The sequence below is a fragment of the Pseudarthrobacter sp. ATCC 49987 genome, assembly GCF_009928425.1.
Lineage (GTDB): Bacteria > Actinomycetota > Actinomycetes > Actinomycetales > Micrococcaceae > Arthrobacter.
The window spans coordinates 123,979-136,213 of the sequence record NZ_JAABNS010000001.1 but is presented as its reverse complement, the minus strand read 5'-3'; the positions used below and the strand labels follow the sequence as shown (position 1 = coordinate 136,213).

Annotated in this window: 11 protein-coding genes and 1 pseudogene; 3 read left to right on the top strand and 9 right to left on the bottom strand. The window is 66.8% G+C overall.

Annotation, left to right across the window (positions count from 1 at the left end):
• Window positions 1-396: 396 nt before the first annotated feature.
• From GXK59_RS00630 to GXK59_RS00600, 7 genes and pseudogenes are all read right to left on the bottom strand, one after another.
• A pseudogene (locus tag GXK59_RS00630) lies at window positions 397-1,047 on the bottom strand (ATP-binding cassette domain-containing protein); the annotation flags it as partial.
• Window positions 1,048-1,104: 57 nt separating this feature from the next.
• Window positions 1,105-1,281 carry a CsbD family protein gene (locus GXK59_RS00625; RefSeq protein WP_144671585.1) on the bottom strand — a complete coding sequence of 59 codons (177 nt, stop codon included), beginning with the start codon at window positions 1,279-1,281 and terminating at the stop codon, window positions 1,105-1,107.
• A 127-nt stretch (window positions 1,282-1,408) separates the two neighbouring features.
• Window positions 1,409-1,873 (bottom strand): GNAT family N-acetyltransferase, encoded by a 465-nt coding sequence (locus tag GXK59_RS00620; protein ID WP_160668910.1) that lies wholly within the window; start codon window positions 1,871-1,873, stop codon window positions 1,409-1,411.
• Window positions 1,874-1,942: 69 nt separating this feature from the next.
• Entirely contained in the window at window positions 1,943-3,151 is a 1,209-nt protein-coding gene (locus GXK59_RS00615) for an MFS transporter (RefSeq protein ID WP_237393719.1), read from the bottom strand.
• A gap of 137 nt (window positions 3,152-3,288) precedes the next feature.
• Window positions 3,289-5,319: an ABC transporter ATP-binding protein gene (locus GXK59_RS00610; protein WP_160663510.1), complete on the bottom strand. Its 2,031-nt coding sequence runs from the start codon at window positions 5,317-5,319 to the stop codon at window positions 3,289-3,291.
• Complete coding sequence (locus GXK59_RS00605) at window positions 5,316-7,055, bottom strand: ABC transporter ATP-binding protein (RefSeq protein ID WP_160663508.1); 1,740 nt, start codon at window positions 7,053-7,055, stop codon at window positions 5,316-5,318. The genes GXK59_RS00610 and GXK59_RS00605 overlap by 4 nt, the downstream gene beginning before the upstream one ends.
• 102 nt (window positions 7,056-7,157) lie before the next feature.
• A complete protein-coding gene (locus tag GXK59_RS00600) occupies window positions 7,158-8,144 on the bottom strand; it encodes a DUF808 domain-containing protein (RefSeq protein WP_160663506.1) in 987 nt (328 codons plus the stop codon).
• A 143-nt stretch (window positions 8,145-8,287) separates the two neighbouring features.
• Between GXK59_RS00600 and GXK59_RS00595 the strand changes: the two genes are divergently transcribed.
• Window positions 8,288-8,725 carry a VOC family protein gene (locus tag GXK59_RS00595; protein ID WP_160663504.1) on the top strand — a complete coding sequence of 146 codons (438 nt, stop codon included), beginning with the start codon at window positions 8,288-8,290 and terminating at the stop codon, window positions 8,723-8,725.
• A 116-nt stretch (window positions 8,726-8,841) separates the two neighbouring features.
• Here the strand turns inward: GXK59_RS00595 and GXK59_RS00590 are convergent, their stop codons facing one another.
• Window positions 8,842-9,762, bottom strand: a complete 921-nt coding sequence (locus GXK59_RS00590; protein WP_160663502.1) for a 2-hydroxyacid dehydrogenase — start codon at window positions 9,760-9,762, stop codon at window positions 8,842-8,844.
• 181 nt (window positions 9,763-9,943) lie between these two features.
• Between GXK59_RS00590 and GXK59_RS00585 the strand changes: the two genes are divergently transcribed.
• Window positions 9,944-10,867 carry a serine hydrolase gene (locus GXK59_RS00585; RefSeq protein ID WP_160663500.1) on the top strand — a complete coding sequence of 308 codons (924 nt, stop codon included), beginning with the start codon at window positions 9,944-9,946 and terminating at the stop codon, window positions 10,865-10,867.
• An 83-nt stretch (window positions 10,868-10,950) separates the two neighbouring features.
• On the opposite strand, the gene GXK59_RS20380 is transcribed toward GXK59_RS00585, so the two are convergent.
• Window positions 10,951-11,118, bottom strand: coding sequence for a hypothetical protein (locus GXK59_RS20380; RefSeq protein ID WP_192815714.1), 168 nt, complete (start codon window positions 11,116-11,118; stop codon window positions 10,951-10,953).
• A gap of 182 nt (window positions 11,119-11,300) precedes the next feature.
• On the opposite strand from GXK59_RS20380, the gene GXK59_RS00580 reads away from it, so the two are divergent.
• On the top strand, window positions 11,301-12,137 hold the full coding sequence (locus GXK59_RS00580) for an alpha/beta fold hydrolase (RefSeq protein ID WP_160663498.1): 837 nt from the start codon (window positions 11,301-11,303) through the stop codon (window positions 12,135-12,137).
• Window positions 12,138-12,235 lie beyond the last annotated feature (98 nt).

Sequence of the window (12,235 nt, the reverse complement as noted above, 5' to 3'; positions counted from 1 at the left end):
ACCCTTGCGCCGCAACTCAACGGCGGTCTATTAGACGGTGCAATGGCGAGCCTATATCCCACCTAGGACAATCCCCTCCTGAGCTGACAGGTGCTGCGGCGGCATAGGCGCGGCACATGCGAGAGGCACCGTGCAACCGACTGGAAATTGACTGGCTACGACGAGGATCGCCTTATGAAGATGCGGGCCATCAGGAAGACATGGGCTCAAGAGCCAACCCGCGGAGGAGACTAGCCTTTCCGACAGTGACGAGATCGGTCACTTCGGAGGAGGTGACTCATGGTTGCGGGCCGATAGCGGATACTATGTAACCTCTGTTCGATGAGGTGGCCCGTACTGTCGCATCATGGACCGTCTATTCGTGATTCCCGCCTTGCCGCCCAGCGGGGCGAATCCCTAAACCTCCGCCACCGGCGCAGCGAGCTGCGCCGCGTACAGCGCCGCGTACGCTCCGCCCGCCTCCAACAATGAAGCGTGTGTCCCCTGCTCCGCGATCTGGCCGGATTCCATCACCAGGATGAGGTCGGCGTCGCGGATGGTCCCGCCGAACAGCCACGTGTCCTGCAGCACCATGCCCATCCGCGAGCGCAGCCAGTCGCGGGTCATCGCGGTGACGTCCACGCCGTCGAGCGTGATCCGCCCGGCGTCGAGCTCGTAGAAGCGCATCATCAGGTTCACCAGCGTGGTCTTCCCCGCCCCTGTGGGGCCGACGATCGCCACCGTCTGCCCCGGCTCCGCCACCAGGTCCAGGTCAGTGATCAGCGGCTTGTCCGGCGAATAGGAGAACGAGACGTTCTCGAACACCAGCCGCCCGCGCCCGCCGTTAGGAGCCGCCGACGGGATAGGATCCGCCGACTGCTCCTCCTCATCCAGCAGCTCGAACACCCGCTCGGCCGACGCCACCCCGGACTGCAGCAGGTTCGCCATCGAGCCCAGCTGGGCCAGCGGCTGGGTGAACTGCCGCGAGTACTGGATGAACGCCTGCACATCACCCAGCTGCATCGCCCCGGCGGCCACCTGCAGCCCGCCCACCACGGCGATCCCCACACTCGACGGCCAGCGAGGAACCCGGCCGGCGGGGCTAGGTCCCGGCACTGCCGGTCGTCAGTGCTTCTTGAAAGCGTCCTTCACCTTTTCGGCCGCCTGCTTCAGGTCCGCCTTGACCTGGTCGCCCCTGCCTTCGTTCTTGAGGCGGTCGTCCCCCGTTGCCTTGCCTGTTGCTTCTTTGGCCCTGCCGGTCAGCTTTGTCGCCGCATTCCGGATCTTGTCACCCAGACCCATGGTTTTCCTCCTTGGAGAACTGCCCGGCGGGCTGCCGAGGGATCACAAATTCATGCTATCCGCCGCCCGGCGCGACGGCCATCCTCAACCCCGCAGCGCCGTTACGGACGTGCACAAGGTGCCCGTTTCAGAGCTCTCGATAGTAGTACAGCATTGGGTCTGTCTGGTTGGGTTCGGTGTTGGTGAACCCACGTGCTTCATAGAAGCGGCGCGCATCTGTGTCCTCGCCATCGACGTTGATCTCAACGAGCGCACCGCCCCGGTCGCGTACCAGGTCGAGTGCCGCGTCCAGGAGCGCGCTGCCGAGCCGGTGACCACGCAGCTCTGGACGGACGTAGAGTTCGTCGAGGATCGCGACCGGCCCTCGATACCAGACGTTGGGACGGAAACTCAGCACAGCAACACCGCTCGCCGGCTCGCCGATCAGCAGGACCACGACGTCGTCTCCCGCCAGGAGCTGGGTCAACCGCGATTGAAGCTCGCGAACGTCCGGAGTCGGCGTCGAGAACTCAGTGTTGAAATCATGAAGTAACTGCGCAACGACGGCGGCATCGGCCGTCGTCGCCCGACGCGCAGAACCGCCAGAGGTCATGACCTCATCTTGAGCACTGGGCGAAGCGGTGTCCACCCTGACCTCCTGAACGCCTGGCTAAAGAGCGGATCACGTTGAACCGCTGATCACCCGGTCACGTCCAACGAGCAGACCCATCACGGCGAGAACCGCCATGATGCCCGCGGTGACGAGGAGCGGAAGCGTCCAGCCCCCGCTCACGTCGCGAAGACCACCGAACATTACCGGCCCCACCGCGGCGAGACCGTAGCCGACAGATTGCGCCATCCCGGACAACGACGCTGCCTGCGGGTAATTCACGGTGCGGAGGCTGAACAGCGACAGCGCGATGACAATGAGGCTTCCGCAACCGATTGCCCCAAGAATGACCCAAAGCAATATGAGGTCCGGCGCTAGTGCCAGCCCGAGAAACGTCACGAACGTGAGCCCGCCGCTCGTGAAGGATACAAGCCGCTGGTCCGAACCGCGGTGCAGGATTCCCCCTGTGGCAAGGCTGGCGAAGACGCTGATGAGCAGGAATACGGACAGATGGACTCCCGCAGTAGTGGCGGGAACCCCCTGGCTTTGTTCGATGGTGGGCAACCATGCCATCAGGACGTAGAAGGCGATCGATTGCAGCCCCATAAAGATCGTCACCTGCCAGCCCAAGGCTGAGGTCCAGGGCGACCGGAAGGAAACCTCCGGCCTGGTGGCGTGCGCGGTGCCTAACCTCTGCCGGCGCAGCCACGGCAGGAGCACCGCCATGGCGATGAGAGCCAGTCCGACCCAGATTCCAAGGGCAAGCCGCCATCCCGCCGGGGACGTTTGTGCCACGGGAACGACGACGGCTGCCCCGATGGCGGCGAAGGCGGCCTGCGTTGCGGTGTAGCCTCCGGTGACTTGGCTGACCCGCAGCGGAAAGTCCCGCTTTACGAGGGAGGGCACCAGCACATTGAGAAACGCGATAGCCAAGCCGATCAGCGCGGTTCCCGCCCAGATAACGCCGGGCAAGGGTAAGGAACGAAGCACGATGCCCGAGGCGAGGATCAGCAGGGACATCCAGAGTGCCCTGTCGAGACCCAGACGGAAAGCGAAGCCGGGTGCCAGCGGGGAGAAGACTGCGAAAGCAATGAGCGGAAGGCCCGTGAGGAACCCTGCTGCGGCACTGGACAACTCAAGGTCGCTGCTGATGTTCCCGAGCACCGGTCCCACGCTGACGAAGGACACCCGAAGGTTAACTGCGATGAGCAGAACGCCGATGAAAGCGAAGCCGAATCTGGCAGTGCGGTCCGGCGCGTTCCGGGTGGCAGCGGGCATCATGCGTTCTTCCATCCTTCGAGAGGTGAGGAGCGCACTCGCGCCTCTTACGATTCCGCCTTTGTCAGATAAAGCTGACGAGGCATTTCAATTTGCCGACACCTCACCTTATGCCGAGCCGCTTGCCTGCCCTTGCACCCTTAGACCTCCGCCACAGGAGCCGCGAACTGCGCCGCGTACAGCCGGGCATACGCCCCGCCGGCCTCGAGAAGTGAAGCATGCGTCCCCTGCTCTACGATCTGCCCGGCCTCCATCACCAGGATGAGGTCGGCGTCGCGGATGGTGGAAAGCCGGTGGGCAATGACAAACGACGTCCGGTCGGACCGCAGCGCGCTCATCGCTTTTTGCACCAGCACCTCGGTGCGGGTATCCACCGAGCTGGTTGCCTCGTCCAGAATCAGCACCGACGGCCGGGCCAGGAACGCCCGGGCAATCGTCAGCAGCTGCTTCTCCCCCGCCGAGACATTGGCACCCTCGTCGTCGAGTACGGTGTCGTAGCCATGCGGCAGGGACCGGACGAACCGGTCCACGTAGGTCGCCTTCGCCGCCTCCAGGATCTCCGCCTCGGTCGCCGACGGCCGGCCGTAGGCGATGTTGTCCCGGATGGTGCCGCCGAACAGCCAGGTGTCCTGCAGCACCATGCCCATCCGCGAGCGCAGCTCGTGCCGGGACATCGCGGCGACGTCCACGCCGTCCAGCGTGATCCGGCCGGCGTCGAGCTCGTAGAAGCGCATCATCAGGTTCACCAGCGTGGTCTTCCCCGCCCCGGTCGGGCCCACAATCGCCACCGTCTGCCCCGGCTCCGCGACCAAACTCAAAGATGAAATCAGCGGCTTGTCCGGCGAATACGCGAAGGACACGTCCTCGAACACCAGCCGGCCCCGCCCGCCGTCGGGCGCCTGAGACGGCACCGGATCGGCCGACTGCTCCTCGGTGTCCAGCAGCTCGAACACCCGCTCGGCGCTTGCCACCCCGGACTGCAGCAGGTTTGCCATCGAGCCCAGCTGGGCCAGCGGCTGGGTGAACTGCCGCGAATACTGGATGAACGCCTGCACGTCGCCCAGCTGCATCGCGCCGGAGGCCACCTGCAGCCCGCCCACCACGGCGATCCCGACATAGACCAGGTTCCCGATAAACGTCATGGCCGGCATGATCAGCCCGGAAATGAACTGCGCGCCGAAGCTGGCCTGGTACAGCTCCACGTTCTTCTGCCGGAACCGCTCCTCCACCTCGCGCTGCCGGCCGAAGACCTTCACCAGCGCATGCCCGGTGTAGGTCTCCTCGATCTGGCCGTTCAGCTCGCCGGTGTTCTTCCACTGCGCCACGAACAGCTTCTGCGAGCGCTTGGCGATCACCGTGGTGGTCACCAAGGTCAGCGGAATGGTCACAAGGGCGATGATGGCCAGCGTCGGCGAGAGGATGACCATCATCACCAGCACCCCCACCACGGTCAGCACCGAGGTCACCGCCTGGCTGATGGACTGCTGCAGGCTCTGGGAAATGTTGTCGACGTCGTTGGTCACCCGGCTGAGCAGCTCGCCGCGCTGCACGGTGTCGAAGTAGCGCAGCGGCAGCCGGTTGATCTTCGCCTCGATCCGCTCGCGCAGCCGGTACACGGTGCGCTGCACGACGCCGTTGAGGATGTACGCCTGGATCCACATAAAGCCCGAGGCCAGCACGTACAGGGCCAACGCCCACAGCAGCACGGAGGACAGCGCGGCGAAGTCGATCCCGGTGCCGGGCGTCAGCGACATGGCGCTAAGCATGTCCGCCTTCTGGTTCTCCCCTGCAGCCCGCAGCTGCGCGATCAGCTGGGACTGGCTCACCCCGGCAGGCAGCTGCTTGGACACGACGCCGGCGAAGATCAGGTTGGTGCCCTCGCCCAGCAGCCGCGGACCGATCACGGAGAACGTCACGCTTACGACGGCGAGGAGCAGTACCAGCGTCAGCCAGAGCCGTTCGGGGCGGAGTTCGCCCAGCAGCCGTTTGGCCGAGGGGCCGAAGTTCATTGCCTTCTCGGCCGGGATGTTCATCCCGGCGAAGGGGCCGCCGTGGCCGGGTCCGCCGCGCGGTCGGGGAATGCGGAGAGGGGCCTCCTCGCCGGCGCCAGCGCTGCCGGAAGCTCCGGCGCCAGCACCGGTTCCGGGCGTCTGGGACTCGACCTTGCTCATACCGCCTCCTCCGCCGCGAGCTGGGAATTCACGATCTCCTGGTACGTCTCCGAGGTCTCCAGCAGCTCCTCGTGCGTTCCGTGCGCGACGATCCTGCCGTCGTCGAGCACTAGGATCTGGTCCGCGTCCACGATGCTGGACACCCGCTGGGCGATGATCACCAGGGTGGCGCCGGCGGTGTGCTGCCTGAGCGCCTGCCGCAGCCGGGCATCCGTTGCGGTGTCCAGCGAGGAGAACGAGTCGTCAAAGATGTAGAGCTCGGGCCGTTTCACCAGCGCCCGGGCTATCGCGATCCGCTGCCGCTGCCCGCCGGAGACGTTGGTACCGCCCTGCGAGATCGGCGCGTCCAGCCCGCCCTCCATCCCGCGGACGAAATCCTCCGCCTGCGCGATGGCCAGCGCCCGCCAGAGTTCGTCCTCGGTGGCGTCGGGTTTGCCGTAGAGCAGGTTGCTGCGCACAGTGCCCGAGAACAGATAAGGCTTCTGCGGGACCAGGCCGATGTGCCCCCAGAGCAGGTCCGGGTGCAGCTCGCGCACGTCCACGCCGTCGATCCGCACCGAGCCGGAGGTGGCGTCGAACAGCCGCGGCATCAGGTTCACCAGGGTGGTCTTGCCCGAACCGGTCGACCCGATGATCGCCGTCGTCTGCCCGGCGCGGGCGGTGAAGCTCACGTCCGAGAGGACCGGCGCCTCGGCACCCGGGTAGGCGAATCCGACGTCGCGCATTTCCAGTTCGCCGCGGGCGGTGCGGCCGGAGAGGCTGACCGGGTGCTCGGGCGGCCGGACGCTCGATTCGGTGCCCAGCACCGCACCGATCCGGTCCCCGGAGACGGCGGCGCGCGGGATCATGATCGCCATGAAGGTGGCCATCATGACGGACATCAGGATCTGCATGAGGTAGCTCAGGAACGCAATCATGGTGCCAACCTGCATGGAACCGTCCTCGATCCGGAACGCCCCGAACCAGATCACCGCCACGGACGAGACGTTCAGCACCAGCATCACGGTGGGGAATGCGAGCGCCATCAGCCGGCCGGCACGCAGTGCGGTGTCCGTGACGTCCTCGTTGGCGCGGCCGAAGCGGGCGGTCTCGATGTCCTCGCGGACGAAGGCGCGGACCACGCGGATGCCGGTGAGCTGTTCGCGCAGCACCCGGTTGACCGTGTCGATCCGGGTCTGCATGAGCCGGAACAGCGGCACCATCCGCGTGACGATCAGCCCCACAGCGATGAGCAGCACCGGCACGCTGACGGCGATCAGCCAGGACAGCTGCACGTCCTGCCGGACGGCCATGATGACGCCGCCGATGCTCAGCATGGGCGCGGTGACCATCAGCGTGGCGGACATCAGCACCAGCTGCTGGACCTGCTGGACGTCGTTGGTGGACCGGGTGATCAGGCTCGGCGCGCCGAACCGGGTCACTTCCTGCTCGGAGAACTCAGCGACCCGGGTGAAGATCGCCCCGCGCACGTCCCGGCCCAGCGCCATCGCGGCCTTCGCGCCGAAGTAGACTGCGGCGATGGTGCAGGCGATCTGCAGCAGCGTGATCATGAGCATCTCGCCGCCGGTGCGCATGATGTAGTCGGTGTCCCCGCGCGCCACACCCTGGTCGATGATGTCCGCGTTCAGAGTGGGCAGGTACAGCGAGGCGATGGACGCCGCCAGCTGGAAGACGACGACGGCGAGCAGCAGCCGCCGCTGCGGCCTCAGGTATTCGACGAGCAGTTTCCAGAGCATCCGTACTCCAAGCCACGTGTCACGCAGAGTGATCCGAAGGTTAGTTTACGTCCGGATCCCGGGAGTGGGCTGGGTTCCTCTCAGGGCGGATCGGGGCAGGTCTCAGTCGGCGGCGGCGCGGACGTCGCCCTCCTCGTGCCCGCCTTCCTTCTTGCCGAATGGCAGCGCGTTGAGCAGCGGGTGAAGGATGGCCATGACGACGAGGCCCCAGGCGAGACCAAGGACGGCCGAGCACAGGGTGTTGACAAGCCAGGCCAGGAAGCCGCCTACCACCGGGATCCCGGCAAAGGGGGCCTCGAGGAGGTGGACCAGGTCGTACGGCAGGTGCCAGCCGAGGTCATGGGCGCCCTGCAGCATGATGTGGCCGCCGACCCACAGCATGGCGACCGTCCCGATAACGGTGATCGTGGTCAGGACCGCAGGCATGCCCCGGACGAGCAGCTCGCCGAAGCGCTGGGAGCCCGCGGAGTCCTTGGTGGTCAGGTGCAGGCCGATGTCGTCCATCTTGACGATGAGCGCGACGGCGCCGTACACGGCCGCCGTGATCGCGATCGCCACTGCGACCAGGATGGAGGCCCGAACCCACAGGGATTCGGCCGCCACCTCGTTCATCGCGATGACCATGATCTCGCAGGAGAGGATGAAGTCGGTGGTGATGGCGCCCTTGGTGACCTTGGCCTCCGCCTCCGGACCCCGGTCGACCGCTGGAGTGTCTTCGTCGGCTTCGTGGTGGCCGCGGAGCTTGTGCCAAACCTTCTCGGCACCCTCGTAGCAGAGGTAGGTGCCGCCCGCCATGAGAATGAACGGAATGACACCCGGGATGAAGGCGCTGATGAGCAGCAGCGCCGGCAGGATGATCAACAGCTTGTTCCGGAGCGAGCCCCAGAAGATCCGCTTGATCATCGGCAGTTCGCGGGACGGGTCCGTGCCGGACACGTACTGCGGGGTGACGGCGGCGTCGTCAATGACCACGCCCGCGGCCTTGGCCCCCGCCTTGGCCGCTCCGGCTGCGACGTCGTCCACCGAGGCGGCCGCAATCTTGGCCAGGGCTGCGATGTCGTCCAGCAGGGCGACGAGACCGCCGCTCACAGCCCGCTTCCGTACTGTTTGAGGGCGGACGGCTGGACGAGGTTGCTTCGGTCAAGGCGCGGGATTGGCATGCTCGAATTATATGTGGCGGGCAGCCCGTCGACGCTGGATCTGGGCCGGGCCGTCTCGGTAGCGTGAGGAGCATGGACATCAGACTTGAGAACGTCGGCATCGCCGTGCGAGACCTGGAGGAGGCTATCGCCTTCTTCACCGACCTCGGCCTGGCGGTCGTCGGCCGCGACACCGTCAGCGGCGAATGGACCGACACCGCCGTCGGGCTTGACGGCAATCACGCCAACATTGCCATGCTCGAAACGCCGGACGGTCACGGCCGCCTCGAACTCTTTGAGTACATCTACCCCGAGGCGATCGAGACGGCGCCCACCCGTCCCAACGACATCGGCATGCACCGGGTCGCGTTCTCAGTCCCTAACATCGGCGAAGCACTGGAAATAGCCGCGAGGCACGGCTGCCATCCGCTTCGCGGCGTGGCGACCTACAAAGACATCTACAAACTCACATACCTCCGCGGTCCCAGCGGCATCCTTGTGATGCTCGCCGAGGAACTGAAGAAAAACTGAGGGCCTGGCCGGTGTGCCCGGTCGCCGGTCCGGTGTAGCTTGCGTGGTGGACCCGAGGGGACCGGCGTGACGAATGTTAAACCTGCAACGAGTTCTGCGTCCTCGCCCCCGCTGACTTAGCCGCCCAGAACCACGTTCGCCGGCGGTTCACCCGCCATCATGAGTTCGATCTGCCGCTGGACGAGCCGGCCCATCCGCGGGCGCATGGCCGAGCTCGCCCCGCCCACATGCGGGCTGATGATGACGCCGGGGATCCCCCACAGCGGGTGGTCCTGCGGCAGCGGCTCGGGATCGGTGACGTCCAGCGCGGCGCGGATCCGGCCGGCGGCGGTGTGCCGGACCAGGGCCTCGGTGTCCGCGACCGGTCCACGGGCCACGTTGACCAGCAGGGCGCCGTCGGGCATGGCGGAGAGGAAGGCGTCGTCAATGAGGTGGCGGGTGGCGTCGCTGAGCGGAACCCCCACGATCACGATGTCGTGCTCCGGCAGCAGGCTGTGCAGCTCGTCAATGCCGTGGACGTGGCCGCGCTCGTCCGTCCGCGCCTTGCTGGCCACCCGGGTCACCGTGGTTTCGAAGGCCAACAGCCGGTCCTCGATCGCTTTGCCGACGCCGCCGTAGCCGACGATCAGCACGCGGCGGTCGGCCAGGCTGGCGGTGGACCGGCTCTCCCAGCGGCCCTCCCGCTGGTTCTGCAGCAACCGCGGGAGCTCGCGCTGGCTGGCCAGGATCAGGGCGAGGGCCAGTTCCGCGGTGGAGGTTTCGTGGACGCCGGCGGCATTGGCGAACACCCGGCCGGCCGGCAGGAACTCCGCGACGCCGTCGTACCCGATCGACTGGCTTTGCACGAGCCCGGTTTCCGCCGCTTCCAGGCCGCGCAGGACCTGCGGGCCGCCCATGTAGGGCGGGACCACGATGTCGATGTGCGGCTGGGGCGGTTCCCCGGACAGGTCCCACTCGAGGACAGTGACGTCCGGGTGGGGCTGGAGGTACTCCCGCAGGGTCGCGTCCGGCAGGCTGACGGTAATCTTCTTCGGCATACCTGCCAGCCTAATGCGGCGGGCACGGGTTCCTGGTGAGGGCGCCGCCGGTGGTGGGACAACGGGCCGGCGGCTGTCCGCGGCGGTCCCAGCTGGGAGTTTGCCCTCACCTTCGGGCCGCCCCGCGCGGGGCGTGGACATGCCCCTCCGCCCGGCATAGATTGCAGGAACCCCCACCCTTTTGACCTGGAAGGTCCTGCACCACATGAACACCTCGGGACCATCCCGCCCGGCCGCCAAGTCCCTCAACGCCCGGGGCAAGTTGCTCCTGCTCTGGGCGGCGACGGTGCTGGTGCTGCTGGGCGTGGTGACCTTCGCCGTCGTCCGCACCGGTCCGGTCCCCCGGACGGACTTCCTGGCCGGCCCGGACGAGCAGTGGCAGAAACCGGCCGCCGCGGCGGCGCCGCAGGCCCCGCGGGCCGCCGTCGACCTCGACGCCGAGATCCGGCGGATCCTGGCCGAGAACTCCGGCTACCGGATCGGCGTCGTCGTCCAGGACACCCGCGGCGGGGAGCCGCGCAGCTACGGCGACGGGTCCGAGTTTGTGGCCGCGAGCACCGCCAAGATCATCACCGCGGCCGCCTACTACCATCTGGTGGAAACCGGCGAGAAGTCGCTCGACGTGCCGCTGGGCAGCTACGACGCCGCGTTCCAGCTCCAGGCGATGGTCAACACGAGCAGCGACGACTCCTGGCTGCTGCTGATGCAGGACATCGGCTACCCCAAGCTGATCGAGTACGCCGCGTCGATCGGGATCAGCTACGACCCGGAACAGAACCTGCTGACCCCGGCCGAGATGGCGGCGCTGCTCAAGCAGCTCTCCACCGGGAAGCTGCTGAACGCCGAGCACACGCAGGAACTGCTGGGCTACATGCAGCAGACCAACAACGAACGGCTGATTACAGCCGCCGTCGGCCCGGACATCACGGTGCAGCACAAGTATGGCGAGGTGGAGGGCTATGTCCACGACGCGGCCCTCCTGACGTCCGGCGAGCGCTCCTACGCGCTCACCATCTACACGTGGGGCGAGGACCTCGAGAGCGAGGAGCGCCTGGCCGTGTTCCACGAACTGACGGACGTGGTGGTGCGGGCGCTGCTGGGGTAGGGCTGGTAACGGGGGGCTCGTTAACGGGCAGGGCCCCCGCCGCACTGTGTGCGACGGGGGCCCTGGATGCCGGAGAACCGGGCTTAGCGGCCGAAGAGCTTGGCGAAGAAGCCGGTCTTGGTGCTGACTTCACCCTCGTGACCCTTGCAGCGGTCGGCGCTCTTGACGCCCCGCATGACCTGATCAACGTGCTGGCCGCAGCCAGCCCAGGTGGTCTTACCGCACTTCTTGCATGCAACCTGTCGGCACATCTGGTTCTCCTTTTTGGTAGGTCCTTGCCGTCCACTATACCCCCTGGGGTATGCCAGGCGGAAATCCCGGGAACACCCTGCCGCCGGACGGCGTTGGTTCCGTACAGTGGCACCAGCGCTTTGGCACCAGCGCCGGGCCGCGCACGCACTGACTTCCGAACCGTACCGAGAGGACTGCTGACATGGCTTACATCAAGGTTGGAACCGAGAACAGCACCGACATCGAGCTCTACTACGAGGACCACGGCAGCGGGCAGCCGGTGGTCCTGATCCACGGCTATCCGCTGGACGGATCGTCCTGGGAGAAGCAGACCACGGCCCTGCTCGGCGCCGGCTACCGCGTCATCACCTATGACCGCCGCGGATTCGGCCAGTCCAGCAAGCCCACCGACGGCTACGACTACGACACCTTCGCCGCCGACCTCGATACCCTGCTCACCACCCTGGACCTGAACGACGCCGTGCTGGTGGGCTTCTCGATGGGAACCGGCGAAGTGGGCCGGTACCTCGGCACCTACGGCTCGGCCCGGGTGGCGAAGGCCGTGTTCCTCGGCTCGCTGGAACCCTACCTGCTGCAGACCGACGACAACCCCGACGGCGTCCCGCAGTCCGCGTTCGACGGCCTGCTGGAGGCTGTGACCACCGATCGCTACGCCTTCTTCACCGAGTTCTTCAAGAACTTCTACAACAGCGATACCTTCCTCGGCACACCCCGACTCAGCGAGGAAGTCATGCGGGCCGGCTGGAACCTCGCGACCGCGGGCGGCCCCACCGCCTCGGCAGCCGCGCAGCCCCCCTGGCTGACCGACTTCCGTGCCGACATCCCCAAGATCGACGTCCCCACGCTGATCGTGCACGGCACTGCGGACAACATCCTCCCGATCGACGTCACGGGCCGGCGGTTCGCCAAGGCCCTGCCCAGTGCCGAGTACGTGGAGATCGAGGGCGCCCCGCACGGCATGCTCTGGACCCACGCCGCCGAGGTCAACGAGGCGCTGCTGGGGTTCCTGGCGAAGTAGGGCCACCCGCGGCCGTCCGGGGCTGAGCCGCGCGGCCGTCCGGGGGCACTTTGACACGAAACGCCGGGCCGGCGTCGTCCATTTCGACGCTGGACCCC